We start from the raw sequence: 25,511 nt of genomic DNA, 5'->3' as shown, positions 1-25,511 counted from the left end.
ACAGGTACGGCGCGCGGGGCGCGGTGCGTTCAATGGAATCGAGATTTCCGGAGCGGATCCGTCTTTCATTCAAAAGCGGCGCGCAGAGGGAAACGCGTGTGCGAGGGAATTCAGGCCCCGAATAGCTGGGTCCAGTACGTGCCCGAGGGGCCGCCGCCCGCGAAACCGACACCGAGGTGGGTGAAATCCGCCTTCAGGATGTTGGCGCGATGTCCCGGACTGTTCATCCAGCCTTCCACCACCTCGGCGGGCGAACGCTGCCCGCAGGCGATGTTCTCCCCGATCGACCGTTTCGCCGATCCCGCCGCCGCTGCCCTGTCCCACGGCTGGGTGCCCTCGGGCGAGGTGTGCGAGTAGAAACCCCGGGCCGCCATGTCGACGCAGTACGCGCGGGCGGCGCGCGCCAGCGGACCGTCCGGCGCGAGCGGACGCAGGCCCGCCCTCGCCCGCTCCCGGTTGGTCAGCGCCAGCACCTCGGCCTCCACCCCGTCGAGCCCCGCCGGGGTGAGGGGCGCCGCCCACAGCGCCGTCCAGTACGCGCCGTCCCTCGCGACCGCCGCGTGCGTGAACGCCGGGTCCTGGAGAATGCGGCGGGTCCGGTCGGTGCTCAGGCAGTACTCGACGAACTCGGCGTGCGTGTGCGGCCCGGAGACCAGGTGCTCGCCGACGGTGAGGTACGCGAACCCGGCCCCGGTGACCCGCTGGAACACCGACATCCCGTCCCGCCCCTCCACACCGAGCTTCCCGGCGGCGGCCATGGCGGAGGCGTGCGCGCGGGCGGCGGAGGCGAGGGCGGGGTCGAGGACGACCGGCGGTGAACCGGCCTGCGCGCGGGCGGGGTTGACGAGGGCGAGGAAGCCGTCGGGGTCGGCGGGTGCGGGGTGGGCGGAGCGGGGTGGGCGGGCGTGGGTGGGGTCGGTGGGGATCGAGGGTCCGGGGTGGTGGGGGCGGCCGGGGTGCGGCGGGCCTGCGGGCGTGAGGCCGCCGGGGGTCGAGCGGCCGGTGTGGCCCGGGTGACCGGGGGCCGGGGGACTGGCGTGTCCGGGAGCGGCGGGGTCGGCCTGGCCGGGGAACGGGGGCCGGGTGTGTGGGGGCCGACCGGGGGTTGGGGAGCCGGTGTGGGTGGGGCGGCTGTCGTATGGCGGGCCCGCGTGGGTGGGGCGGCCGTCCGACGGCGGGCCCGCGTGGGTGGGGCGGTCGTACGGTGAGCGGGTTCCCGGCCGGGTTCCGGTGGCGGCTCCGCGTGTGTGTGGCGCGCCGGCCGGTGCGGATCCGGGGGTGCGGCCCGCCGGCTCGGGTGCCTCCTCCTCGACGTCCACCCCGAAGTCCCGCGCCAGTCCCGCGAGTCCGTCGGCGTACCCCTGTCCCAGGGCCCGCACCTTCCAGGTGTTCGTGCGCCGGTAGACCTCGGCGAGCAGCAGGACCGTCTCGGCGCGCACGGGAGGGGGTGTGAAGCGGGCCAGGACACGCCCGCGGGCGTCGGTGACCTGGAGCGTGGGGGAAGGCAGGCGTGCGAGCAGGGTGCCGGGGCCGGCGGGGCTGACGACGAGCGTCACGCGCGCGGCGCCCGCCCGCAGGCGCGCCGGGTCCAGGGTGAGGGTGTCGCCCTGGAGCCGGGCACCGGGGGCCGCAGGCTGGTTGAAGAACACGAAGTCCGCGTCACCGCGCACCGTGCCGCCGTCGTCCGTGATCAGGGCGCTGACGTCGAAGGGGCCCGGTACCCGGAAGGTCCACGCGCCGCTCGGGAGGGCCGTGTTGCCCCCGGGTACCAGTTCGTTCATCGTGCCGCCCCGCTGTCGCTCCGTACTGCCCCGACAACGGGTGACCGAGCGTCACGGTTCCCGCCGGTCAGTCCAGCGGGATCTCAGGCGCGAGGTCGTCGTAGCGTTCGGTCACCGGTGCGGGGGAGACCCGGGAGAGCGCGCTCCTGCCGCAGAACGTCGATTCGAGGGTGCGCAGCATCGTGGTGTGGACGCGCCCGCTGTTGGAGACGTTGGCGAGGGCGGCGAGGCTGCGGCGGCCGTCCTTGGTGGTGAACGCGTAGCTGTAGTAGCCCTGTACGGCCCCGGTGTGCCCGTACACCGAGACACCGCACGACAGCGTGCGCCGGCGCAGCCCGAGACCGTACGCCTGGGAGGTCCCGGCGGGCACCCAGCGCTGCATCTGCCCCAACTGCGCGGCCGACATGAGCTTGCCGCGCATCAGGGCCGACAGGAACGTGTCGAGGTCCTTCGCGCTGGAGATCATCGCGCCCGCGCTCTGCGCCCAGGACACGGTCTGCCGGGTCGCGTCGACGAGGGGCGCGCCCGCCTTGTCGGGGGTGAGGTACCCGCGCGTATGGCGGCCCGGCAGCGCGGTGCCGGGGTGCACGTACGCGGTGTCGGCCAGCTTCAGCGGCTTGATGATCCGCTTCTGGTACTCCGCCGCCACCGGGTGCCCGGTGAGCTTTTCGATCAGCATCCCGGCGACGACGAAGTTCGTGTTGGAGTACCGGTAGGGGCCGCCCGGCTTCGTCGTGCGCGCGTGGCGCAGCGAACGGGCCACGAGCTGGCGGTAGGTGAACACCTTCGTGCGCACCGCCTCGAACCCGGAGACCGAGCGGGCGAACATGTCGTTGCTGTAGTCGTACAGGCCGCTGCGGTGGCTCAGGACGTGCCGGACGGTGATCCGGTTGTCCGGCAGGAGCTTCGGCAGGTACTGGTTCACGGGCGCGTCGAGGCGCAGCTTGCGCTCGTCGGCGAGTTGCAGCAGGACGACCGCCGAGAACACCTTGGTGACGCTCCCGATCCGGAACCGGTCGGCCGTGCTGAGTGCCCGTCGCGTCTTGCGGTCGGCGACGCCCACGGCGGCCTGGCGGACCGTGCCGTGGTCGTCGATCCGGGCCATCGCGCCCGGCGCGCCCTGGCGCTGCGCCGTCTTCAGCGCACCGCGCAGCCCCGTCATGTCAGGTGCCGGGGCGGCCGGCGCGGCCTGCGCGGGGCCGGTCAGCAGGGACAGGACCACGGCTCCCGTGAGCGCTCCGCCGGCGAGCCGTCTCCACTTCACGCACGTCACCATTTCCTCCGCTGTCACACCTCGTCACGACCGACGCACGGTCACGAAAACGTGACCGTGCGTCGCTGATGTGCCTCAGTATCGCCGTGCGAGACGCGGAAACCGATGACCCGCGCGCGGGCGGTGTCAGCGGGGGACGACGCACGCGCGTGCGCGGTGTCAGCGGTGCAGGGAGCGTGCCCAGTCCGCCGGGACCCGCCCCTCGGGGCCCGGTGCCGCCTGGTCCTCGGGGTGGCTCAGGGGCGGCGCGAGGTCGGGCCCCGTCTCGTGCACCCGGTCGTGCGCGTAGTCCCAGAACCAGCCCTCCCCGGGCTCGTAACTGCGCACCACGGGATGCCCTGTCGCCTTGTAGTGGCCCGTCGCGTGCTGTCCCGGCGAGGAGTCGCAGCAGCCGACGTGTCCGCACTGCGCGCAGCGCCGCAGGTGGAACCACCACCCGCCCACCGCGTCGCAGTCCACGCACCCGGGCCCGCTGGGCGGCACGCTCGGGTCGACACCGGCGAGTTCGGTCATGACGGGTCCTCCTGGGCGGGCGGTGCGGTCAGCGGCAGCAGCACCTGGAACCGGGTGTTCCCGGGGACCGACTCCACCCGCAGGGTGCCGTGGTGCTTGTTGACGACGATCCGCCACGAGATGTCGAGTCCCAGCCCCGTGCCCTCGCCGACCGGCTTGGTCGTGAAGAACGGGTCGAAGATCCGGTCGCGGATCTCGTCCGGGACCCCGGAACCGGTGTCGCGGAACTCCACGAGCACCTGGTCGCCCTCGCGCGCGGTACGGATCGTCAGCGTCCCCGCGCCGTCCATCGCGTGGACGGCGTTGTCGATGAGATTCGTCCACACCTGGTTGAGTTCCGCCGGATACGCGGGAACTTCCGGGAGTGTCCGGTCGTACTCCTTGGCAACGGTGATCTGCTTGCCGAGCTTGCCGGAGAGCATGAGGAGGGTGCTGTCGAGAAGTTCATGGACGTCGACGTCGCGGTGCGGCGCGCGGTCGAGCTGGGAGTACTGCTTGGCGGCGTCGACCAGGTGCGAGACGCGGGTGGTGGAGTCCTCGATCTCGGACATCAGCAGCTCGGTCTCGACCGTGTAGTTCAGCCAGGCGACCGCCCCGGGCAGGATCTCCTCGCCGACGGCCGCCGCGACCTGCTCCAGCCAGTCGGTGTCCAGCCCGGCCTGTACGAAGACCGGCGCGATCTGCCAGCCCTCGGCCATGCCGTGCTCGTCCAGCCAGTCGGCGATCAAATCCTCCCGGTCGGACGCCTCCAGCGGGCTCAGCGCGGGCGCCTTGCCGACCCGCTCGGCCGTCCGCTCCTGGATCTCGATCAGTCGCGTCAGCGCCTCGTGGTCGTAGGGCCCGGAGGCGATCAGGGCCAGCTTGTGCCGCATCTTCGCCACCCGCTCCCGCAGCGACGCCGTCGCGCGCACGGCAGCCGCCGCCGGGTTGTTCAGCTCGTGCGTGAGCCCCGCCGACAGCGAGCCCAGCGCCAGCAGGCGCTCGCGCTGTGCCACCGTGCGCTGGGTGTTGCGCGAGCCGAAGAACATGCCCTCCAGGAGGTGCACGGCCATCGGGAACCAGTCCCGCATCATCGCCGCGAACGCCTCGGCCGGCATCACGAAGAACCGCGTCGGCTCGGTCACCCGCATCGACCCCGCGTACACCTGCGGCACCCGGTCCCCGAGGAACGCCTGCATCGACCCCGAGTACACGCCGGGCTGCGAGGTCCGGCTGACCTCCACGTCGTCCCCGCCGACCCGCCGCGACAGCACGACCGTGCCCTCGATCATCACGTAGAAGCAGGTCGCCGGCTCCCCCTCGCCGTACACCGGACCCGGCTCGAACCGCTCCACCCGGCCCGCCGCGCACAGCCGCCCCAACTGGTCCGGGGACAGCTTCTCGAACAGGAACAGCGACGCGATCTCCGCCGGGTCGCACGGCAGGACGACGCCGCTCACGACTGCTCCAGGTACCGGTGGACGAACATCACGGCCATGGCTCCCTCTCCTACGGCGGACGCGACCCGCTTCGCGGACTCCGCGCGCGCGTCGCCCGCGACGAACACACCGGGCACGCTGGTCTCCAGGTGGTACGGCGGCCGCTCCAGCTCCCAGCCCGCCGGCGGCCGGCCGTCCGGCGCGAGGTCCGGCCCGGCCAGGATGAACCCGCGCGCGTCGCGCAGCACCGCCGCATCCAGCCAGTCCGTCAGCGGCGCCGCCCCGATGAACACGAACAGCCACTGCGCGTCGACCAGTTCGCTCGCCCCGCTCACCACGTCCCGCAGGGTCAGCTGCTCCAGGTGGTCCTCGCCATGAGCCGACTCGACGACCGTGTGCGCCCGCACCGAGATGTTCGGCGCCTGCTCGATCTGCTGGATCAGGTAGTGCGACATCGACGCCGACAGGTCCGGCCCGCGCACCAGCAGGGTCACCGACTTCGCACCCCTGGACAGGTACATCGCCGCCTGCCCGGCCGAGTTCGCGCCGCCCACGATGTACACGTCGTGCCCCTGGCAGGAGGGCGCCTCCGTGAGCGCCGACCCGTAGAACACCCCGCGCCCGGTCAGCCCCTGAGTCCCCGGCGCCTCCAACTGCCGGTACGACACCCCCGTCGCGAGGATCACGCTGTGCGCGGCGACCGAGGAGCCGTCCGCGAACCGCACCACGCGCGCGGACCCGCTCACCTCCAGGCCGGTCACCTCGCGCGCGGTCAGGATCTCCGCCCCGAACTTCGCCGCCTGGCGGCGCGCCCGGTCGGTGAGCTGACCGCCGGACACCCCGTCGGGGAAGCCCAGGTAGTTCTCGATGCGCGAACTCTGCCCGGCCTGCCCACCCGTCGCCGACCGCTCCACCAGCACCGTCCGCAGCCCCTCCGACGCCCCGTACACGGCCGCCCCGAGCCCCGCCGGGCCGCCGCCGATGACGACCAGGTCGTAGAAGTCGGCCGCCGGGGTCGTCGCGAGGCCCACGCGCGCGGCCAGCTCCCGGTCGTCCGGCTCCACCAGGGGCGCGCCCTGAGCGGTCACCACCAGCGGCAGCCGCTCCCCGTCCGCGCCCGCCGCCGCCAGCAGCCGACGGCCCTCAGGATCGTCCGACGAGTACCAGCGGTAGGGCACCTGGTTGCGGGCCAGGAACTCCCGCACCTGGGAGGAGCGCGCCGACCAGCGGTGGCCCACCACCTTCGTCGTCGGCACCGGCCGGTGGTCGCTGCGCCGCCACGCCTCCAGGAGGTCGTCCAGGACCGGGTACAGCTTCTCCTCGGGCGGGTCCCAGGGCTTCAGCAGGTAGTGGTCCAGGTCGACGACGTTGATCGCGTCGATCGCCGCGTTCGTGTCCGCGTACGCCGTCAGCAGCACCCGGCGCGCGCCCGGGTACACGTCCAGGGCCTGTTCCAGGAACTCGATGCCGTTCATCTGGGGCATCCGGTAGTCGGCGAGGATCACCGCCACCAGGTCGCCGCGCAGCTTCAGCTCCCGCAGCGCCTCCAGCGCGGCCTCCCCGGACTCGGCCCGCACGATCCGGTGCCCGGCGCCGTAACGGCGCCGCAGATCGCGGGCCACGGCACGGGAGACCCCCGGGTCGTCGTCCACGGTCAGGATGACCGTCCGCGCCGTTTCGGCGGCCTGTGTCATACGTCTCCCACCCCGAGTGTCCAGGCCCAGGGCCCGCCGCCCTCGCCGACTGCCGTCATCGTAGGGTCGGAGGGGAACGACCGCTCGGCTTCGCGGGCACCCCGCGGGCCACGACCGAGGGAGGCGACCGCATGACGGCCCCGATCACGGCAGGCTTCGACGGCACCGACGAGAGCCGCGCCGCCCTGTCCTGGGCGGCCCGCGAGGCCGTCCGGCAGGGCAGGGCGCTCAGGATCCTGCACGCCTGGCAGGTCCACCCGGACGCCACCGTCGACCACGCCACGCAGGAGGGATGGGCCCGCGACGCGGTCGCCGCGGCCGCCCGCGAGACCGCCGACCGTCACCCCGGCCTCGACGTCGTCACCGACTCGGTCGAAGGCCCCGTCGTCGACACCCTCACCGCCGCCGAGGACCTGCTGGTGCTCGGCTCGCGCGGGCACGGCGCGGTCGTCGGGTTCCTCCTCGGCTCCGTCGGTCAGCAGGTCCTCGCGAGCGCGGCCCACCCCGTCGTCCTGGTCCGCGCCGGCGACGGCGCCGCGCACGAGGCCGCCGGGCGCGACATCGTCGTCGGCCAGGAGGGCGACCCCGAGGACAGCGCCGCCGCCATGGAGTTCGCGTTCGAGACGGCCGCCGCGCGCGGGGCGGGCGTCCGCGCGGTGCGCGCCTGGACGCTGCCCCCGCTGTTCGCCTACAGCCCCGGCTCCCTCCGGCTCCTCGACGAGGTCGGCGGGCCCGAACCCTACGAGCGGAAGGCCCTCGCCGACGCCGTACGGCCCTGGCGCGAGCGCCACCCGAAGGTGCCCGTCACCGAGCACATCGAGATGGGCAGCGCCGGACAGGTGCTCCTCGCGGCGGCCGGGGACGCCCAGCTCGTGGTCGTCGGGCGCAGGGCGCGGCGCACGGCCGTGGGCGCGCGCATCGGGTCCGTCGCGCACGGCGTGCTGCACCACGCGCCCTGCCCGGTGGCCGTGGTGCCGCACGCCTGATCACTCGGGCAGCGTCGGCTCCAGCGTCTCGCGCGCCTTGGGCAGGATGTTCTTGATGTAGTCCTGGACGGCCGTGTCGAGCCCGATGTCGTGCTGCGCGCGCTCGGACAGGTACCAACGGTGCTCCAGCAGCTCGTGGTAGATCTCCGCCGGGTCCATCTGGCCGCGCAGCTCCAGCGGCACCTCGCGCACGGTCGGCCGGAACACGTCCCGCACCCACCGGTGTGCCAGCACCTCGGGGCGGGCCGCCAGGGGGTCGCCGGGCGCGTAGTCGTCCTGGGTGGCCATCCACGACTCCAGGTCGCTCAGCAGCCGCCTGGCCTGGTTCTCCTCCGTGTCGAGCCCCGTCAGCCGCAGCAACTGCCGCTGGTGGTGGCCGGCGTCGACGACCTTCGGCACGAACGTCACCGTGTCGCCGTTGGAGGAGTGCTCGATCTGCATCTCCGCGACGTCGAAACCCAGCTCGTTGAGGCGCCGGATGCGCCGCTCGATGTAGTGGTACTTGCCCGCCGGGTACACCGAGGTCCGCGTCAGCTCCTCCCACAGCTCGCCGTAGCGCCGGTAGATCTCCTGGCCGAACTCGATCGCGTCGATCGACGGGTGCAGCGCGCCCGACGCCTCCAGGTCGAGGAGTTCACCGCTGATGTTCACGCGCGCGAGGTCCACGTCGTACTCCCGCTGCCCCGGGGACAGCTGGGGGTGCAGGTCGCCCGTCTCGGCGTCCACCAGGTAGGCCGCGTAGGCGCCCGCGTCGCGCCGGAACAGCGTGTTGGACAGCGAGCAGTCGCCCCACGCGAACCCGGCCAGGTGCAGCCGCACCAGGAGCACCGCGAGGGCGTCCATCAGCCGGTGCATCGTCGCGGGCCGCATCGTCGTCTCGAACATCGACCGGTACGGCTGCGAGCCGCCCAGGTGCCGGGTCACCAGCACCGACTCCAGAGGCTCGCCCGCCTCCGTCGTACGGCCCGTCACGACGGCCAGCGGATCGACGGCCGGGATGCCGAGGCGGTCCAGGTCGCGCAGCAGCTCGTACTCGCGCAGGGCGGGGCGCTCGGCCAGCTCCTTGACGGCGATCACCTCGTCACCCGCGCGCGCGTAGCGCACGACGTGCCGCGAGATGCCGCGCGGCAGCGGAACCAGGACCTCCTCGGGCCACTCCTCCAGCGGGACGTCCCACGGAAGCTCCAGCAGGAGGGCCGGATGCTCCGGAGTCGTCGCACTTATCTGCAAAGCCATGGCCTGACCTTAAACGGCCTGCCCGCACGCCCGACGCCCGGCACCGGCGTCGAACACCCGTACGGGTGAGAAAGCGGCAAGACCCTGTTCGATACATCGGTGTATCCGATACATTCGCGTATGGAACACAGGTGCGAAAGGAGGTGCCGCCATGGCCGACGACGTGCCCGCCCCGCGCGTCACCCGGCGCCGCGTCCGCACCCGCGCCAGGCTCCTGGACGCCGCGTTCACCGTCTTCGCCGCCAAGGGGTTCGGCCGGGTCTCCATCGAGGAGGTCTGCGAGGCCGCCGGATACAGCCGGGGCGCCTTCTACTCCAACTTCGCCAGCCTCGACGAACTCTTCTTCGCCCTCTACCGCGAACGCGCCGACCTCATCGCCGACCAGGTCGCCGGCGCCCTCGCCCAGGACGGCCCCGGGCTCGACGTGCCCGCAGCCGTCGACCGCGTCACCGACGTCCTGCTCCTCGACCTGGACTGGCTGCTCGTCAAGACGGACTTCCTGGTGCACGCCGCCCGCGACCCCGAGGTCGCCCAGAGCCTCCTCGGACACCGCGCCCGCCTCAGGGGCGCCCTCACCGACCGGCTCGCCGACACCCCCGTCCCGCAGGCCCTCGGCACCGCCCCCGCCGCCGCCCACGCGGTGATCGCCGCCTACGACGGCGTCACCACCCAACTCCTGCTGGACAAGGACGTCGCACACGCCCGCGCCTGGCTGAAACAACTGCTCACCGCGCTGCTGACGGACGGCAGCGACACCAACGGATGAAGGGACGGGCGCCATGGACGCGGACGTCATCGTCGTCGGAGCCGGACTCGCCGGGCTGGTCGCCGCGCACGAAGCGACCAGCAGGGGCCGCCGGGTCGCCCTGGTCGACCAGGAGAACGCCGCCAACCTCGGCGGCCAGGCGTACTGGTCCTTCGGCGGGCTCTTCCTCGTCGACTCCCCGGAACAGCGCCGCCTCGGCGTCAAGGACTCCCTCGACCTCGCCTGGAGCGACTGGCAGGGCAGCGCCGGGTTCGACCGCACCGACGACGAGGACTCCTGGGCGGTGCGCTGGGCGCGCGCCTACGTCGAATGGGCGGCCGGCGAGAAGCGGACCTGGCTCGCCGGGCACGGCATCACCTTCGTCCCCACCGTCGGCTGGGCCGAACGCGGCGACCTGCGCGCCGACGGCCACGGCAACTCCGTCCCCCGCTTCCACGTCGCCTGGGGCACCGGCACCGGCGTCGTCGAACCCTTCGTCCACCACGCCAAACAGGCCGCCAGGGACGGGCTGCTGACCTTCCACCACCGCCACCGCGTCGACGAACTGGTCATCGAGGACGGCGCCGCAACCGGCGTGCGCGGCACGGTCCTCGCGCCCGACGACTCCGCGCGCGGGGTGGCCTCCAACCGGGACGCCATAGGCGAGTTCCAGCTCACCGCGCAGGCCGTGATCGTCACCTCCGGCGGCATCGGCGGCAACCACGACATCGTCCGCCGGTACTGGCCCGAACGCCTGGGCACCCCGCCCGCCGAGATGGTCACCGGCGTCCCCGCCTACGTCGACGGCCGCATGCTCGACATCAGCGCCGACGCCGGGGTCCGCCTCGTCAACCGCGACCGCATGTGGCACTACACCGAGGGCATCCGGAACTGGAACCCGATCTGGCCCGGCCACGGCATCCGCATCCTGCCCGGACCGTCCTCGATGTGGTTCGACGCGCTCGGCCGCCGCCTGCCCGACCCCTGCCTGCCCGGCTACGACACCCTCGGCACGCTCAGGCACCTGCGCACCACCGAGGACATCGCCGGCCACGACCACTCCTGGTTCGTGCTCTCCCAGAAGATCGTCGAGAAGGAGTTCGCGCTCTCCGGCTCCGAGCAGAACCCCGACATCACCGCCAAGGACCGCAAAGCCGTGCTGCGCGACCGGCTCCTCGGCAAGGGCGCGCCCGCCCCCGTGCAGGCGTTCCTCGACCACGGCGCCGACTTCGTCATCGCCGACACCCTCGACCGGCTCGTCGAGAAGATGAACGGCCTCACCGACAAGCCCCTCCTCGACGCCGACACCCTGCGCCGTCAGATCCGCGCCCGCGACCTCCAGATGACCAACCCCTACAGCAAGGACGCCCAGGTCCAGGGCATCCGCAACGCCCGCCGCTACATCGGCGACCGCCTTGGCCGCGTCGCCACCCCGCACCGCCTCCTCGACCCCGCCTCCGGCCCCCTCATCGGCATCAAGCTGCACGTCCTGACCCGCAAGACCCTCGGCGGCATCCAGACCGACCTCGACTCCCGCGCGCTCGGCACCGACGGGCAGCCGATCGCGGGCCTGTACGCGGCCGGCGAGGTCGCCGGGTTCGGCGGGGGCGGCGTGCACGGCTACAACGCGCTGGAGGGCACGTTCCTCGGCGGCTGCCTGTTCTCGGGGCGCGCGGCGGGAAGGGCGGCGGCGGAGCAGACGCGGTGAGCCGACGTCAGCCCAGGAGGCGCAGCAGCACGGCCGCGTGACTCTCCTCGGGCACCTTCGCCGACGTCAGCAGCGTCACCGTCCCCGTGGCGGCCGACTCCCGGACCTCCTCCAGGAGCCGCGCCGCCCCGGGCTCGGCCAGCTCGCCCTCGTACCGCCGCGCGAACTCCTCGTAGGAGCCCTCGTCCGCGTGGTACCAGCGGCGCAGTTCGGTCGACGGGGTCAGGTCCTTCGGCCACGCGTCGACCCGGGCGGCGTCCTTGGTCAGCCCGCGCGGCCAGAGGCGGTCGACGAGGACGCGCAGGCCGTCGTCCGGCGAGGGAGGTTCGTAGACACGGCGGACGCGGACGCTCATACGAGCGAGCCTAGGCCCCCCGGAGCATGATCACATTCCGTGGGACGACCTAAAACAGAGAGCGACAGCAGGCGCTTCTTACCTAATGTGAAGGACGTTTGACCACACCTCACGACCACACCCCACCAAGGAGCGTCCGTGCCCCGAAGACGTCCCGCTCTCGCAGTCTCCGCCGCCCTGGCCGCCGTCCTGATCGGCGCGAGCCCCGCCTCGGCGGGCCCCGTCGGGAACGCGGGCGTCGGCGACCCCTACTTCCCGCTGGCCGGCAACGGCGGCTACCACGTCGCCCACTACGACCTGACGATCGGTTACGACCCCGGCAGGAAGCACCTCGACGGGCGGGCCGTCCTCACCGCCCGCGCCACCCAGGACCTCACCCGGTTCAACCTCGACCTCACCGGCCTGAAGGTCACCGGCCTGACCGTCGACGGCCGCAAGGCCGCCTACCGGCGTTCCGGCCAGGAACTCGTCGTCACCCCACCCCGCGCCCTGCGCAAGGGCCAGCCCTTCAAGGTCGCCGTCGCCTACAACGGCACCCCGGGCCCGGTCACCGACCCCGACGGCTCGCCCGACGGCTGGATCCCCACCGACGACGGCGCGTTCGTCGCCGGGGAGCCGCAGGGCGCGATGACCTGGTTCCCGGCGAACAACCACCCGCTCGACAAGTCGGCGTACGACTTCACCCTCACCGTCCCGCAGGGCCGCACGGCCGTCGCCAACGGCGTCCTGACCGGCCGGTGGACGAGGAACGGGCGCACCACCTTCCGCTGGCACCAGCCCGAACCCATGGCCGCCTACCTCGCCACCGCGACCGTCGGCACCTTCAAGGTCCGCCAGTACACGACGAAGAGCGGCATCAAGGTGTACGACGCGATCGACCCGCGCGAGGCGAACGCGGCGGAACCGGTCACCAGGCAGTTGCCCGCCGTCCTGGAGTGGGCGAGCAGGCTGTTCGGGCCCTACCCCTACCGCGCGGCCGGATCGATCGTCGACCGCGCGCCGCAGGTCGGGTTCGCCCTGGAGACCCAGACACGGCCCGTGTACGACCGGGCGCCGAGCCTGTCGACCCTCGTCCACGAGACCGCTCACCAGTGGTTCGGCAACTCCGTCTCGCTGACGTCCTGGAAGGAGATCTGGCTCAACGAGGGCTTCGCGACGTACGCGTCGTGGCTGTACGCCGAGCAGCACGGCGGCGACAGCGCACAGAAGACGTTCGACGCGCAGTACGCCAGGCCCGCGAGCGACGGACTGTGGGCGTTCCCGCCAGGCAACCCCGGCAGCGGGGCGCACATCTTCGGGCAGCCCGTGTACACGCGCGGCGCGATGACCCTGCACGCCCTGCGGAAGGCCGTCGGCGACCGAGCCTTCTTCCGGATCCTGCGCGCCTGGGCCGACCAGCACCGCGACGACCACGGCACCACCGCCCAGTTCCAGCGCCTCGCCGAGCGCACGTCCGGCAAGAACCTCGGCCCCCTGTTCCGCACCTGGCTCTACACGGCGGGCAAGCCGAAGCTTTCCTAGAAGGTTCCGGGGAACTTGCCGGAACATGGCGATTTCCTCAACTCCCTCGGACAGGGTCGGACCATGATCACCGCACGGTCCCGCACCCTCCTGCTCACCGCGTCCCTGCTGCTCACCGGATGCAGCGGGGGCGCGGTGGCCACGACACACGCGACACCGGCGACGCCCGCCGAAAAGGCCGCCGGAGAGCCCGGCGAGACGCCCGCGCACAACCCCGCCGAGACGCCCGCGCACGCCCCCGCTCCCGCCGATGCGATCCCCGGCCTCGGCCCCCGCACCCTCGCCCAGATCCCCCCGACAACCCGTCAGGCCCTCGTCGTCACCGGCCGGGACCGCGACTCCCCGGACTCCACCGTCGTCCTGTACCGGCGCACGGCCACCGGCTGGACGGCCGGCCCGGCCTGGCCCGCGCACAACGCGCTGCGCGGCTGGAGCGGCCACCACATGCTGGACGACCTGCGCTCACCGGTCGGCGTCTTCACCCTCCACGACGCCGGGGGCCTGCTCGCCGACCCGGGCACGAAGCTGCCCTACCACCGCTCCGGCAAGTTCACCGCGCCGGGCACGGGGTTCGAGGGCGAGAGCCTTGCCGGGTCCTTCGACTACGTCGTCGCCATCGACTACAACCGCGACCCCGGCACCTCGCCGCTGGACGCGGACCGGCCGCTCGGGGCGCGGCGCGGCGGCGGGATCTGGCTGCACGTCGACCACGGGGGTCCGACGCACGGCTGCGTGGGGCTCTCCGAGGAACACATGCGGGACCTGCTGCGCGCCCTCGACCCGGCGTGGCGGCCGGTGATCGTCATGGGCGACCGGGCCTCCCTCGCCGTCTGAACGCTCACTGCTCCCGCAGGCCCCACGGCGAGCCGTACACGCCGAGCAGGTCGAGGAACGGGCGTGCCGAGAACGCCTCGGGGCCCAGGACGCCCGCGCCCGACCAGACGCCGGAGGCGAGGAGTTCGAGGGCGACGACCGGGTTGAGCGCGGTCTGCCAGACGACCGCCTGGCTGCCGTACTCGGCCATCGACCACTCGTTGTCGACGACGTGGTACAGGTACACCTCGCGCGGCGCCCCGTCCTTGGTGCCGCGCACCCACGTGCCCGCGCACGTCTTGCCGCGCATCCGCCCGCCCAGGGACGCCGGGTCGGGCAGGCAGGCCGCGACGACGTCCCTCGGCGAGACCGCGACCGGGCCGCCGGCCGTCGGCACGGTCACCGGGGCCGTGCGGTCCAGCTCCAGGCGGTGCAGCGTCTTGAGGGTGTCGACGAACTCCTTGCCGAGGCCGTACTTGAACGTCACCCGGCGCGCGTCCACCCAGCGCGGCACGAGCAGCACCTCCTCGTGCTCGACGTTGACGCACTCGACCTTCCCGATGCCCTCCGGGAAGTCGAACACCTCCGGCTCGCTGAACGGCGCGGTCGTGTACCAGCCCCGGCCGGCCTCGTAGACCACCGGCGGGTTCAGGCACTCCTCGATCGTCGTCCAGATGTTGAAGGACGGCGCGAAGTCCAGGCCGTCGACGGTGAGGTTCGCGCCGTCGCGGATGCCGATCTCCTCGATCTCGTCGAAGAGTTCGTCGGCCGCGTACCGGGCGAAGACGTCCGAGAGGCCGGGCTCGACGCCCATGCCGACCAACGCCAGCGCGCCCGCGTCCGTCCACTGCCCGGCGCGCGCGAACTGGGCGTCGCCCAGCTTCACGCCGCACTCCTCGTAGGGGCGGTCCGGGTGCGGGCGCGACAGGGACATCGCCATGTCGACATAGGTGGCGCCCGCCGCGAGGGCCGCGTCGAACAGGGGGAGCACGAAGCGGGGGTCCGTCGCGTTGAGCAGGACGTCACAGCGGTGGCGGGCCAGCAGGTCGCGGACGGCCGGCCGGTCGGCGGCGTCGACGGACACCGCCGTGAAGCGGTCGTCGCCGTCCAGTGCCGCGACGGCCGCCGCCGCGCGGGCCGGGTCGTAGTCGGCGACCACCATCGCCTCGAAGAACGGGCGCCGGGCCGCGATCCGGGTGATGGCGGTGCCCACGCCACCGGCTCCCACGAGCAGTACACGCATGACAAGGCTCCTGTCGATATGTCGGTACAGGGGTGCGCGCGTCTTGTCCCGCATCAAACGTTCCCGGGTGCCGTAAGGTCAATGGCGTTGGCATAAGGAGGGATCGGTTCCGTGGCCAAGCAGGTCGTTCCCGAGGAGAAGCGCCGGCGCCGCCGGCCCACCAAGAGCGGCACCGTCCTGTCCGAAGGGCTCATCGTCGACGCGGCGCTGCGGCTGCTGCGCGAACACGGCAGCGCCGGCCTCACCGCCCGCCGGCTCGGCCTCGCCCTCGACTGCGACCCCAGCGCCCTGTACCGCTACTTCCGGGGCATGGACGACCTCACGCTCGCGATCGGCGACGCGCTCATGGGGCAGGCGCTGCACGGCTGGCGGCCGACGGGGCACTGGCGCGCCGACCTCCACGCCGTCGGCCTGCGCATCTACGAGGCGTACGTCTCCCACCCCCAGGCCGCGCAGCTCACCGCCAGCCGTGTCACGGGCCGCGCGAACGAACTCGCCGCGGACGAGGCGGTCCTGGACATCCTGCGCCGCGCCGGCTTCCCCCTCCCCGAGACCGTCCGCATCTACCACGCCTTCATCGACCAGACCCTCGGCTTCGCCGCCCTCGACGCCGCGTCCCTCGCCCTCCCTCGCGCCTCCCAACGCGCCGACGACGCCAAGTGGCAGTCCACGTACGCCCGCCTGCCGCCGACCACCCACCCCCGCATCGCCGAGGCCGCCCCCCTCCTCACGACCCACATGGTGACCAGCGCGTACCCGACGGCCCTGGAGATGCTGCTGGACAGCGCGGAGTCACGGCTGGGGGCGGGGACGGACGGGACGTGAAGGCCGGTGGCCGGCCGGCCCGGGGCGGGGTTGGGCGGGCCCGGAGGCGCTGGCGGCGTGCGAAGGCTGGTGGCCGGCCGGCCTGGGACGGGCGGGGGCGGAGCCGGGGGAACGCGGAGGCGCTGGCGGCGTGTGAAGGCTGAGGGCCGGTCGGCTCGGGGTGGTCGGGGGCGGGACCGGTCGCTCGGCTCGGGTCGTCGTCGCGGGGCGGAGCGCGTCAGCAGGCCCGGGGCGTCGTCGTGGAGGCGGACCGCGTCGGTCGGCCCGGAGGCTTGAGCGGCAGCGGGGCTCGACGGCCGGCCAGGGACGCTTGAGCCGAGGCGCGCCGGCCCGTCCGGGGCGGTCCGAGGGAGGCGGGCCGGTCGGTGCCGGAGCGCGGACCTGCGCGCGCGGTGCCCCATCGAGTGGTGCGGCGGAGGGCCTGCGACTCGGCAGATCGGCCGGGCGGCCTGGGCGGCAGCCGCTGCCCCGACTCCGTGCGGGGTGAACAGGCGGCCTGGTCACGCCACTTGGCGGGACGCCCTCCCGGCGGGCGGCGATCGGCACGTGCCGTCGCCCACAGGCGCACACGAACCCGCGTGGGCAGCAGGCCGATGCAAGGCGGCCGGGCGGCGCGGGGCGGCCCTCGACGCGGGGGCGGGCCGGTCGGCGTGGGGGCGGTCGGGTGACGCGGGGCGAGCCGGTTCGGCGTGGGGGTGGTCGGGTGGTGGTTGCCGGTTCGTGTTCTCAGCGCAAGAACGCCCGCGCCGTCGTCGTCACCGCGTCCGCGACCGCTGCCAGGGCGGGGGAGTCGAGTTTCCACTGTTGCCAGTAGAGGGGGAGGTCGAGGGAGTGGGACGGGGCGAGGGAGATGACGTGGCCGGTGTGGAGGAGGGGGGTGGCGTGGGGCTCGGGGAGCATGCCCCAGCCGAGGCCGGCGACCACGGCGTCGCGGAAGCCTTCGGAGCTGGGGACGGCGTTGCGGATGCCGCTCGCGCCGCTCGCGCCGAGGCGTCGGACGAACGTGTCCTGGAGGCCGTCGCGGCGGTCGAAGACGATGACGGGGGCCTCGGCGAGGGCGGGGGCGAGCGGGCCGGTGAGGTGGCGGGCCGCGAAGTCGGGGTGGGCGCAGGCGAGGTAGCGCATGGTGCCGAGGGGGCGGACCGAGCAGCCCGTCACGGGGTCCGCCGAGGCGGTCACCGCGGCCATCACCAGCCCCTCGCGCAGGAGTTGGGCCGTGCGTGTCTCGTCCTCGCGGTGGAGTTCGAAGGACAGGCGCGGCTCCCTGGGGACCTTCGCGAGGGCGGGCAGGAACCAGGTCGCCAGGGAGTCCGCGTTCACCGCGACCGTGACCCGCGTCGCCTCCCCCTCGGCGCTCATGCCCAGCTCGGAGCGCGTGTCGCGTTCGAGGCGGGCGAGCTGGCGGGCGAAGCGGACGACGATCTCGCCGGACTCGGTGGGCCGTACCGGCTTGGTGCGCAGGAGCAGGACGCGCCCCGTGCGCTGCTCCAGCGCCTTGACGCGCTGGCTCACGGCGGACGGCGTGAGGTGGAGGGCGGTGGCCGCCGCGTCGAAGGTGCCCTCGTCGACGACCGCCAGCAGCGTGCGCACCTGGTCGAGGGGGAGATCCGTCATCATAGACGCTAATGATACGTAAGAATCTTTAGCTGTACGCGCGGTGATCCGCTTCGTAGCGTGGACACCGTGCCTCACGCTCTCACCGCCGCCGCGGCCGGTTTCGGTACCGGCCTCTCGCTGATCGTCGCCATCGGCGCCCAGAACGCCTTCGTCCTGCGCCAGGGCGTCCGCCGCGCCGCCGTCCTGCCGGTCGTCGCGATCTGCGCCCTCTCCGACGCCGTCCTCATCGCCCTCGGCGTCGGGGGAGTGGGCGCGCTGGTGGTGGCGTGGCCGGGGGTGCTGACGGCCGTCGGCTGGGTCGGCGGCGCGTTCCTGCTCGGGTACGGCGCGCTCGCCGTCCGGCGGGTGATCAGGCCCGAGGGGGCGCTCGCGGCCGACGGTGCGGCGGCTGGGTCGGTGAAGCGGGCGGTGCTGACCTGCCTCGCGCTGACCTGGCTCAACCCGCACGTCTACCTCGACACCGTCTTCCTGCTCGGCTCGATCGCCGCCGACCGGGGCTCGCTGCGCTGGACGTTCGGGCTCGGCGCCGCCCTCGCCAGCCTGTGCTGGTTCGCCGCGCTCGGGTTCGGGGCGCGGCTGCTCGGCCGGTTCCTGACCCGGCCGTCCGCCTGGCGCGTGCTGGACGGGTTCGTCGCCCTGACGATGATCGTGCTGGGGGTCACGCTGATCGCGGGGAGCTGATCGTCGTACCGGCGGGCTGCCACACTGATCCCCGGCGACGGAAGAGGGTGCGTGTGGAAACCGGTGAGAGCAGTCCCCCGCTCGACGGGCAGGCCCCGGTGCGCAAGGGGTGGCGGCGGTGGGCGATGGACACGCGTCCGCTGCGGCGGCCCGCCTACCGGCGGCTGTGGTCGTCGACGATCGTCACGGCCGTCGGGAGCCAGCTGACGGCCGTCGCCGTGCCGAAACAGGTGTACGACATCACCGGGTCGTCGGCGTGGGTGGGGTACGCGAGCCTCGCCGGGCTGGTGCCGATGGTGGTGTTCGCGCTGTGGGGCGGGGCCGTCGCCGACGCGATGGACCGGCGCAGGCTGCTGCTGATCACCAACTCCGGGATCGCCGTGACGTCCCTGCTGTTCTGGGTGCAGGCGTTCGCCGGGGTCGGCTCGGTCGGCGTGCTGATGGTGCTGCTCGCCGTGCAGCAGGCGTTCTTCGGGCTCAACTCGCCCGCGCGCAACGCGTCCATCGCCCGTCTGGTGCCCGCCGAGGAGCTGGCCGCGGCCAACGCGCTGGGGTCGACGGTCATGCAGACGGGGCTGGTCGCCGGGCCGCTGCTGGCGGGGGCGCTCATCCCGGTCGTCGGGCTGGCGGAGCTGTACCTCATCGACGCGCTCGCGCTGTGCGTGACGGTGTGGGCCGTGTACCGGCTGCCCCCGCTGCCGCCGCTGGGCGCGGCGGGGGCCGCGCGGCGGGCCGGGGTGCGGGAGATCGCCGAGGGGTTCGCGTACATCTCCCGGCACAAGGTGCTGCTGCTGTCGTTCCTCGCCGATGTGATCGCCATGGTGTTCGGGATGCCCCGGGCGCTGTTCCCGCAGCTGGCGTCGGAGACGTACGCGCCGTACGGGGAGGGGCTGGCGCTGGGGCTGCTGTTCGCGGCGATCCCGGTCGGGGCCGTGCTGGGCGGGCTGTTCTCGGGGACGTTCTCGCGCGTGCGGCGGCACGGGCTGATGGTGATCGGGGCCGTCGTCGCCTGGGGCGCGGCCATCGCGCTCGTGGGGGTCAGCCTCAACCTGTGGTTCTCGGTGGCGTTCCTGATCGTCGCCGGGGTCGCGGACATGGTGTCCATGGTCTTCCGGGGGGCCATCCTGCTGTCCGCCGTCACGGACGAGATGCGCGGGCGGATGCAGGGCGTGTTCACCGTGGTCGTGGCGGGCGGGCCCCGCCTCGCGGACGTCCTGCACGGGACGGCGGGCGCCGCGTTCGGGCCCCGGGCGGCCGTCGCGGGAGGCGGGGTGCTGGTCGTGGTGGTGATGCTGGTGCTGGCGGCGGCGCTGCCCGCGCTCAGGCGCTACCGCATCTGAGGGCCCGTGTCACAGGTCGCCTCTGCGGTGCGCCTCCAGCAGCCGCCCCCGCGTCAGCTCCAGCCGGTGCGCCAGGATCTCCGCGACCAGCCGCACCAACGCCATGCCCAGCGCCGGGTCCTCCTCGCAGAGCCTCAGGACCGGGCCCGCCTCGAACTCGTAGGCGCGCACCGGGCTGAACGCCTCGGCGCCGAAGTCCCACTCGTACGGGGGGAACAGCCACGACCAGCCGAGGAGGTCGCCGGCGCCGAGGCTCGCCACGGTGACGCGCTGCTGCGGGGTGACCTGCTGGTCGAGGCTCACCGCGCCGGAGCGGACGACCCAGAAGCGGTCGGCGTGGCCGCCGGCCTCGAAGATGCGGGTGTCCTCCGGGAAGGACACCTCCTGGGCGAGGGACATCAGGCGCTCGCGCTGCGGCGGGGCGAGGGCGGTCAGGAGTTTGGTCGCTCGGGTCATGGCGCGGGGCTCCTCGGCGCGGGGCTTCTCGGGGGTTTCCCTGTGCTCCATTGGAGCGTGCGGCGGCGCCGGGGGCACCTCGGCGGGTGTGAAGAAAGGGGAAAGCCCTGGCTGGACGGGGGAAGCCAGCCAGGGCAGTCACGGAGGGGATCGTCTATGGGAGGTGAACCTCGACCACGTCGACCCCGTATGTATGAACCGTAAACCACTGCGGGAGATTTCGCGTACTCTCAAGCGGGTTGAGTGACCCGTTTCACTTTCATCTTTCCCGGGAACCCCCTCAAGTCGGCCCGATTCAAAGGAAGTTCACAGGTTTCACGAAGCCGCCGCGTCGCCCGTCTCGGCCTTCACCGGCACCTTCAGCGGACGCGCGAGCCCCACCACCGCCTCGTCCAGCCGCTGGAGATGACGCAGCACCCGGTCCGTGACCCGGCCGTAGCGCGGCGTCCCGTACCGGCCGGGCCGCAGCAGCGAGGCGATGCTCGCCCCCGTGCGGACGGCGGACGGCTCACCCCGCACGTGCGCCGCGACCGCCCCGACGTTCTCCACGATCCGCGTCCCCGCCCCGCGCAGCCGGGGATCCGCCGCGATCGAGGGGTGCGTCGGCAGCAGCTCGGCCGTCGCCGCGAGGGAACGCGCGTGGTACGCGCAGGTCTCCAGCAGCGCGACGACGTACCGGGCCGTGTCCTTGCGGCCGCGCAGCGGCGACACCGGGTGCGTCAGCGGCTGCGTCGCCCCCAGCAGGTCGGCGAGCGCCTGGTCCAGCTCCCGGGCCCGCTCCAGCAGGTCGTCCGCCCGCGCGCCGCTGAGCTGGTCGAGGGCGCCCGAGGTGACGTCCGCGAGGTGGTCGAGGACGGCCTCCAGGAGTTCGTTCGTGCGCCGGTCCGTGTGCACCGGCAGCACCAGCGCCGCCGCGATCACCCCGCAGGCCGCGCCGAGCGCCGTCTCCTCCACGCGCAGCACCAGCACCGAGAGGCTGAAGGTGTGCAGCAGCGTGTAGAGGACGCCCAGGGCGGCCGTCACGAAGAACGACATCAGCGTGTACGACAGGGGCGCGGTGTAGAACATCGCGAACACGCACAGCAGGACCAGACCGAACGCCGTCCACGTGTGCCGGCCCACCAGACCCGCGAGGACGAGTCCCGCGACGACGCCGAGGACCGTGCCAAGGAGCCGGCGGTAGCCCTTGACCAGGATCTCGCCGGTCGACGCGGTGTTGATGAAGACGATCCAGCACGTCAGGACCGCCCAGTACCAGCGCTGCGAGGACAGGAACTCGCCGCCGACGATCGCCAGCGACGACCCCACGGCGACCTGGAGCGCCGCGCGCGTCGTCGGCCGGGCGAGGCCCCGCTGCTCGGGTTCCTCCTCCGCTTCGAGCGCCGCGTCCTCCGCGTCCAGCTCCTCGCGGGAACGGGCCGTCTCCGCGCTGTCGTCCGCGTCGTCCCGGGCGCCGTCCAGCACGATCCGCAGGCCGAGCACCGCGCGGGCCGCCTCGCCGATGCCCCGGAACACGTCCTGCACGGCCGTCGGACCGTCCGGCAGGTTCTCCTCGTCCCGGTAGCCGAGCAGACGGTTGCGCAGGTACGCGCGGGAGGAACCGGCGGCGTCCGGCTCGCGCGCGAGCACCTGGAGCGCCGAGAGGTCGCGGCGCAGGGTGTCCCTGGCCGCGTCCCGCACCGGGAGGCGGCCGCCCTCCGGGACGGGGGCGCCGGGCAGGTGCAGGGTCAGGGTGTCCGCGCGTTCCACGCTGCGGGCGGTCAGCAGGAGCAGGCCCAGGCGCTCGGCGGTGATCTCCGCGTCCGCGACACGCCGCTGCACGAGGCGGGCGGACGCCGCGTCCGGGGTGCCCTCCTCCAGCCGGCCCTGGATCATCAACGCCGTCTCGTGCAGCCGCGCGGTGCGCTCACGCAGGTGCGCAAGCGCCCGCTCGACGTCCTGCGGACCGGCGTCCAACAGCTCCAGCTGGGCGTCCATCAGCTGCGCCAGGCGCGCGCGGAACGCCCTGCGCAGACGGTGGAAGATGCCGGCCGAGGTCTGCGGCACCAGCACGAACCGCGCGAGCGCGCTGCACGCGAAGGCGACGGCGACCGTGCCGAGGAAACCCGGCAGGTTGCCGGTCCGCACGCCCACGAACAGGGCGACGAAGTGGGTCTGGAACGCGATCATCCCCAGCGCGTGGCCCCGGTCGCCGAACCTTCTCCCGTACACCGCGCCGAAGATCAGCACCACGAAGAAGACGTCCCCGGCGACGACCAGGTTGTGCAGCAGCGTCGCCAGCGCCACCGACGCGGACGCCACCGGCAGGCCCAGCGCCAGCGTCACCCCCTGCGGGCCACGCCGCTTCTCCTGGATCGCGAACGTCGCCACCATCGCCGTGATCGCCCCCGCGACCAGATGCGACACCCCCACACCCCACGGCGCCAGCACCCCCAGCGTCAACGCGATCGCCCCGGTCGTCCGCAGCCCCGCCGCCAGCCGCAACAACCCCGGATCCGACGCCGCGACCCTGTCCCACACCCGCCTGACCACTGTGTTCACGCGGCGTACTTTATGCGGGGCGGGAGTTGGGGGAGGGGGGACGGGGGTGTTGTGGGGAGGGGCGGTGGCGGGCCGTTGGGCGGCAAGGGGAGAGCGGAGGGGCTGGCCGGGACGGGGGAGGACGCGAAGTGGTTGGCGGGAGCTGGGCGTTGCGGCGTCGGGTGGGCGGAGCCCAGGGGGAGTCTTGGGTGTGGCTCAGGCGGGCGGTGAGGGGCGGGCGGTGCTCTGACGCGGGAGGTCTGCCTTGCGGCGGCGTGGGCTGGGGCGAGCCTCGGCGTGGAGATGTGGGTGTCCGGGGCGGGGCCATGGTGGTGGCGCTGGGGCGAGGTTGCCGACGCGTGGCGGCGTGATGCCGGGCGGCAAGGGGGAGCGCGTGAATGGCCGAGCGGGGGATGGGGGTTGCGGCGCCGGGTGGGGCGGTGGCCGGGGTGAGTCTCGGGCGGGCGGTGAGGAGCGGGAGGCGCACTGGCGCGGGAGCCCTGCCGTGCGGTGGGGCAGGGGACACGCCGTCGGTTGTGGGGCTGGGGAGGGCGAGGGCGCTGGCAGGTGGCGGTGTGGTGCGGCACGCGCGGGGGTGTGGATCCGGTTGGGTCTCGCCGGGCGGTGGGTACGGGCCCGGCGCCCGGCGCCTTCCGGGCGGCCCGCACGGTTCATCGGCGGGTCGGCCGCACTACCCGGCAGCGCGCCGCCCGATGTCCGGCCGGCGGGCGGCGTGACCGGGGCCAGGAGGCCAGGCCCGCCTCCGCCGGACCCCGTTCACTTCGCCCGGCCCCGTTCAGTCGCCCATTGTCTCCTTGAGGTGGGCCTCTACCTGTTCCGGGGTCAGGTAGGTGTCCGTGTACTCGAAGTCCTTCATGCGGGCGGGGCGGCGGTACTGGAAGCCGGTGCGGACGAAATCGTCGCCGGCGAGGGCGTTGAGGGTCCAGTTGGTGAGGACGCGGACTTTGGCGACGTTGGTGCGGAGGGCGGACCAGTGGTAGCCGCGGGCGACGGCCTGGGCGGGGAGGCCGCGGAGCTCGACGCCGAGGGGTTTGGAGACGGCGTCGGTGCCGCCGAGGTCGACGACCAGACCGAGGTCCTTGTGCCGGTACGGCTTCGCCGGCGCGCCCCGCAGCGTCGCGATGACGTTGTCCGCGACGACCTTGCCCTGACGCATCGCGTGCTGCGCGGTCGGCGGGCAGACGGCGTCGGCGTCGCCCTTGGCGAGGTCGGGCACGGCGGCGGCGTCCCCGAGCGCGAAGACGCCGTCGTGGCCCGGCAGGGACATCTCGGGGGTGACGGCGAGCCGCCCGCGCACGGTCTCCGCGCCGAGCGTCCCGATGAGCGGACTCGCGGCGACCCCGGCGGTCCAGATCAGCGTCCGCGTCGGGATCACCCGCCCGTCCGTGAACGTGACCTCCTCCGCGCCCGCCTTCGCGATGGACACGCCGAGCGAGATCTCGACGCCCCGCTTGCGCAGCACCTCCTGCGCGCTCGCCCCGAGCTTGTCGCCCAGCTCCGGCATCAACTTGGGCGCGATGTCGATGAGATGCCACTTGATGAGCTTCGGGTCGAGCCGCGGATACCGCTTGACCGCGTTGTGGGTGAGGAGCTGGAGGCAGGCCGCCGTCTCCGTGCCCGCGTACCCGCCGCCGACGACGACGAACTGGAGCCGCGAGGCCCGCTCGGCGGGGTCGTCGCTGGCGTCGGCCAGATCGAGCTGTGCGATCACGTGGTCGCGCACGTACGCGGCCTCGGCGAGCGTCTTCATGCCGATCGCGTGATCGGTGAGACCGGGGATGTCGAACGTGCGGGTCACACTGCCGGGCGCGAGGACGAGATAGTCGTACCGTTCGTTCACCAGCTCACCGGTGATCGTGCGCACCACGCACACCTTCGCCCTGAGGTCGACGCCGATCGCCCCGCCAGGGATGATCCGCGTCCGGTATTTGCTGCTGCGGCGCAGCGACACGGCGATCGACTGCGGGGTGAGCACCCCCGACGCGACCTGGGGCAGCAACGGCAGATACAGCTGGTACGCGAACGGCGTCACCAGCGTGATGTCCGCCTCGCCGGGGGACAGCCCCCGCTCCAGCCTCCGCACGCAGCCCACGCCCGCGAAGCCCGCGCCCACCACCAGGATCTTCGGTCGAGCCATGTCGGTCTCCCTTTCTACGGCACCACACCGATCCCACCGTGCCGGGAGCGCTCGCGCCAGCCGGGAGAGGCATGTTGACGACCCCGGCCCGATAGTCACATTGCAATACCCCCGCCACACGGTTCCATGCGTGCCGTACGGCACGCGGACATGCCGCGTCACCGGGGCCCAGGGCGGGTATGGGGGAGCTGTACGGACGGCGGCGCGCGACCGTCCACGGGGTGAAAGGGAGGGAGCCGTGTTGACCAGCGAGAGAATCTGGACGTACGCGCCGGAGACCGGCCACACCGAGGGTCGGGCACTGACCGGCTACACCGTCGTCGCCACGGACGGCACCGTCGGCCGCGTCGAACGCGAGGCCGGCCCCCAGGGGATGCGCCACCTCGTCGTCGAGACCGGCATGTGGGTCTTCGGCCGCAGCGCGGTCGTCCCCGCCGGCACCGTCGCCGGCATCGACGACACGGGCCGCCGCGTCCTGCTGACCTGCACCCGCGACGAGGTGAAGGCCGCCCCGCGCTTCCGCACCGACAGCGAGACCCGCGACCCCCGCTACCTGGCGACGGTCGGCGCCTACTACCTGACCCTCACCCCGCGCGGCGCAGCGCCCGCCTGACACGGGCGCTGCGGC

The 25,511-nt window shown here is 73.4% G+C and carries 21 protein-coding genes; 9 read left to right on the top strand and 12 right to left on the bottom strand.

The features are described 5' to 3' along the window. Positions 1-110 precede the first annotated feature (110 nt). From IAG44_RS02585 to IAG44_RS02565, 5 genes are all read right to left on the bottom strand, one after another. Positions 111-1,781 (bottom strand): CAP domain-containing protein, encoded by a 1,671-nt coding sequence (locus IAG44_RS02585; RefSeq protein WP_187745507.1) that lies wholly within the window; start codon positions 1,779-1,781, stop codon positions 111-113. A 67-nt stretch (positions 1,782-1,848) separates the two neighbouring features. Next, positions 1,849-3,057 (bottom strand): serine hydrolase domain-containing protein, encoded by a 1,209-nt coding sequence (locus IAG44_RS02580; protein WP_187752462.1) that lies wholly within the window; start codon positions 3,055-3,057, stop codon positions 1,849-1,851. A 156-nt stretch (positions 3,058-3,213) separates the two neighbouring features. Beyond that, entirely contained in the window at positions 3,214-3,567 is a 354-nt protein-coding gene (locus tag IAG44_RS02575) for a UBP-type zinc finger domain-containing protein (RefSeq protein WP_187745506.1), read from the bottom strand. Further along, positions 3,564-5,006, bottom strand: coding sequence for an ATP-binding protein (locus IAG44_RS02570; RefSeq protein ID WP_187745505.1), 1,443 nt, complete (start codon positions 5,004-5,006; stop codon positions 3,564-3,566). The genes IAG44_RS02575 and IAG44_RS02570 overlap by 4 nt, the downstream gene beginning before the upstream one ends. After that, positions 5,003-6,679, bottom strand: a complete 1,677-nt coding sequence (locus tag IAG44_RS02565) for an NAD(P)/FAD-dependent oxidoreductase (protein WP_187745504.1) — start codon at positions 6,677-6,679, stop codon at positions 5,003-5,005. Before IAG44_RS02565 ends, IAG44_RS02570 begins: the two co-directional genes overlap by 4 nt. A gap of 131 nt (positions 6,680-6,810) precedes the next feature. Between IAG44_RS02565 and IAG44_RS02560 the strand changes: the two genes are divergently transcribed. Beyond that, the gene (locus IAG44_RS02560; RefSeq protein WP_187745503.1) at positions 6,811-7,665 is read left to right on the top strand and encodes a universal stress protein; all 855 of its coding nucleotides are present in this window, start codon (positions 6,811-6,813) and stop codon (positions 7,663-7,665) included. On the opposite strand, the gene IAG44_RS02555 is transcribed toward IAG44_RS02560, so the two are convergent. Then, positions 7,666-8,901, bottom strand: coding sequence for a DUF4032 domain-containing protein (locus IAG44_RS02555; RefSeq protein ID WP_187745502.1), 1,236 nt, complete (start codon positions 8,899-8,901; stop codon positions 7,666-7,668). A 151-nt stretch (positions 8,902-9,052) separates the two neighbouring features. Here IAG44_RS02555 and IAG44_RS02550 point away from each other — a divergent pair, with 151 nt between their 5' ends. Both IAG44_RS02550 and IAG44_RS02545 read left to right on the top strand, forming a co-directional pair. Continuing rightward, positions 9,053-9,667, top strand: coding sequence for a TetR/AcrR family transcriptional regulator (locus IAG44_RS02550; RefSeq protein ID WP_187745501.1), 615 nt, complete (start codon positions 9,053-9,055; stop codon positions 9,665-9,667). A 13-nt stretch (positions 9,668-9,680) separates the two neighbouring features. After that, the gene (locus IAG44_RS02545; RefSeq protein ID WP_187745500.1) at positions 9,681-11,354 is read left to right on the top strand and encodes an FAD-binding dehydrogenase; all 1,674 of its coding nucleotides are present in this window, start codon (positions 9,681-9,683) and stop codon (positions 11,352-11,354) included. A 7-nt stretch (positions 11,355-11,361) separates the two neighbouring features. Here IAG44_RS02545 and IAG44_RS02540 read toward each other — a convergent pair whose 3' ends face one another. After that, entirely contained in the window at positions 11,362-11,709 is a 348-nt protein-coding gene (locus IAG44_RS02540) for a DUF488 domain-containing protein (protein WP_187745499.1), read from the bottom strand. 138 nt (positions 11,710-11,847) lie between these two features. Here IAG44_RS02540 and IAG44_RS02535 point away from each other — a divergent pair, with 138 nt between their 5' ends. Together IAG44_RS02535 and IAG44_RS02530 are read left to right on the top strand one after the other, a co-directional pair. Next, positions 11,848-13,230, top strand: coding sequence for a M1 family metallopeptidase (locus tag IAG44_RS02535; protein WP_187745498.1), 1,383 nt, complete (start codon positions 11,848-11,850; stop codon positions 13,228-13,230). Between the two features lie 63 nt (positions 13,231-13,293). Beyond that, positions 13,294-14,064 carry a L,D-transpeptidase family protein gene (locus IAG44_RS02530; protein ID WP_187745497.1) on the top strand — a complete coding sequence of 257 codons (771 nt, stop codon included), beginning with the start codon at positions 13,294-13,296 and terminating at the stop codon, positions 14,062-14,064. Between the two features lie 4 nt (positions 14,065-14,068). Here IAG44_RS02530 and IAG44_RS02525 read toward each other — a convergent pair whose 3' ends face one another. Next, the gene (locus IAG44_RS02525; RefSeq protein WP_187745496.1) at positions 14,069-15,286 is read right to left on the bottom strand and encodes a saccharopine dehydrogenase family protein; all 1,218 of its coding nucleotides are present in this window, start codon (positions 15,284-15,286) and stop codon (positions 14,069-14,071) included. A 111-nt stretch (positions 15,287-15,397) separates the two neighbouring features. On the opposite strand from IAG44_RS02525, the gene IAG44_RS02520 reads away from it, so the two are divergent. Next, the gene (locus IAG44_RS02520) at positions 15,398-16,111 is read left to right on the top strand and encodes a TetR/AcrR family transcriptional regulator (protein WP_187745495.1); all 714 of its coding nucleotides are present in this window, start codon (positions 15,398-15,400) and stop codon (positions 16,109-16,111) included. Between the two features lie 726 nt (positions 16,112-16,837). On the opposite strand, the gene IAG44_RS02515 is transcribed toward IAG44_RS02520, so the two are convergent. Next, entirely contained in the window at positions 16,838-17,725 is an 888-nt protein-coding gene (locus IAG44_RS02515; protein ID WP_187752461.1) for a LysR family transcriptional regulator ArgP, read from the bottom strand. A gap of 69 nt (positions 17,726-17,794) precedes the next feature. Between IAG44_RS02515 and IAG44_RS02510 the strand changes: the two genes are divergently transcribed. Both IAG44_RS02510 and IAG44_RS02505 read left to right on the top strand, forming a co-directional pair. Continuing rightward, on the top strand, positions 17,795-18,409 hold the full coding sequence (locus tag IAG44_RS02510; RefSeq protein WP_187745494.1) for a LysE/ArgO family amino acid transporter: 615 nt from the start codon (positions 17,795-17,797) through the stop codon (positions 18,407-18,409). Positions 18,410-18,462: 53 nt separating this feature from the next. Next, positions 18,463-19,749 carry an MFS transporter gene (locus IAG44_RS02505; RefSeq protein ID WP_187745493.1) on the top strand — a complete coding sequence of 429 codons (1,287 nt, stop codon included), beginning with the start codon at positions 18,463-18,465 and terminating at the stop codon, positions 19,747-19,749. 9 nt (positions 19,750-19,758) lie between these two features. Here IAG44_RS02505 and IAG44_RS02500 read toward each other — a convergent pair whose 3' ends face one another. The 3 genes from IAG44_RS02500 to IAG44_RS02490 form a co-directional block, all read right to left on the bottom strand. After that, positions 19,759-20,205 carry a cyclic nucleotide-binding domain-containing protein gene (locus IAG44_RS02500; protein WP_187745492.1) on the bottom strand — a complete coding sequence of 149 codons (447 nt, stop codon included), beginning with the start codon at positions 20,203-20,205 and terminating at the stop codon, positions 19,759-19,761. A 315-nt stretch (positions 20,206-20,520) separates the two neighbouring features. Beyond that, entirely contained in the window at positions 20,521-22,737 is a 2,217-nt protein-coding gene (locus tag IAG44_RS02495; RefSeq protein WP_246563561.1) for an FUSC family protein, read from the bottom strand. A gap of 784 nt (positions 22,738-23,521) precedes the next feature. Next, on the bottom strand, positions 23,522-24,883 hold the full coding sequence (locus tag IAG44_RS02490) for an NAD(P)/FAD-dependent oxidoreductase (RefSeq protein ID WP_187745491.1): 1,362 nt from the start codon (positions 24,881-24,883) through the stop codon (positions 23,522-23,524). 241 nt (positions 24,884-25,124) lie between these two features. On the opposite strand from IAG44_RS02490, the gene IAG44_RS02485 reads away from it, so the two are divergent. After that, a complete protein-coding gene (locus IAG44_RS02485) occupies positions 25,125-25,496 on the top strand; it encodes a PRC-barrel domain containing protein (RefSeq protein WP_187745490.1) in 372 nt (123 codons plus the stop codon). Positions 25,497-25,511: the final 15 nt, after the last annotated feature.

The sequence above is a fragment of the Streptomyces roseirectus genome (genome assembly GCF_014489635.1).
GTDB lineage: Bacteria > Actinomycetota > Actinomycetes > Streptomycetales > Streptomycetaceae > Streptomyces > Streptomyces roseirectus.
The sequence above is the reverse complement of the archived record's forward strand: the minus strand, read 5'-3'. Positions and strand labels throughout refer to the sequence as shown.

Coding starts and splice junctions, on each gene's coding strand:
- IAG44_RS02565 (WP_187745504.1), bottom strand. CDS start 6,679: ATGACACAGGCCGCCGAAACGGCGCGGACGGTCATCCTGACCGTGGAC.
- IAG44_RS02515 (WP_187752461.1), bottom strand. CDS start 17,725: ATGACGGATCTCCCCCTCGACCAGGTGCGCACGCTGCTGGCGGTCGTC.
- IAG44_RS02490 (WP_187745491.1), bottom strand. CDS start 24,883: ATGGCTCGACCGAAGATCCTGGTGGTGGGCGCGGGCTTCGCGGGCGTG.
- IAG44_RS02530 (WP_187745497.1), top strand. CDS start 13,294: ATGATCACCGCACGGTCCCGCACCCTCCTGCTCACCGCGTCCCTGCTG.
- IAG44_RS02555 (WP_187745502.1), bottom strand. CDS start 8,901: ATGGCTTTGCAGATAAGTGCGACGACTCCGGAGCATCCGGCCCTCCTG.
- IAG44_RS02525 (WP_187745496.1), bottom strand. CDS start 15,286: ATGCGTGTACTGCTCGTGGGAGCCGGTGGCGTGGGCACCGCCATCACC.
- IAG44_RS02500 (WP_187745492.1), bottom strand. CDS start 20,205: ATGACCCGAGCGACCAAACTCCTGACCGCCCTCGCCCCGCCGCAGCGC.
- IAG44_RS02540 (WP_187745499.1), bottom strand. CDS start 11,709: ATGAGCGTCCGCGTCCGCCGTGTCTACGAACCTCCCTCGCCGGACGAC.
- IAG44_RS02580 (WP_187752462.1), bottom strand. CDS start 3,057: ATGGTGACGTGCGTGAAGTGGAGACGGCTCGCCGGCGGAGCGCTCACG.
- IAG44_RS02545 (WP_187745500.1), top strand. CDS start 9,681: ATGGACGCGGACGTCATCGTCGTCGGAGCCGGACTCGCCGGGCTGGTC.
- IAG44_RS02550 (WP_187745501.1), top strand. CDS start 9,053: ATGGCCGACGACGTGCCCGCCCCGCGCGTCACCCGGCGCCGCGTCCGC.
- IAG44_RS02575 (WP_187745506.1), bottom strand. CDS start 3,567: ATGACCGAACTCGCCGGTGTCGACCCGAGCGTGCCGCCCAGCGGGCCC.
- IAG44_RS02585 (WP_187745507.1), bottom strand. CDS start 1,781: ATGAACGAACTGGTACCCGGGGGCAACACGGCCCTCCCGAGCGGCGCG.
- IAG44_RS02560 (WP_187745503.1), top strand. CDS start 6,811: ATGACGGCCCCGATCACGGCAGGCTTCGACGGCACCGACGAGAGCCGC.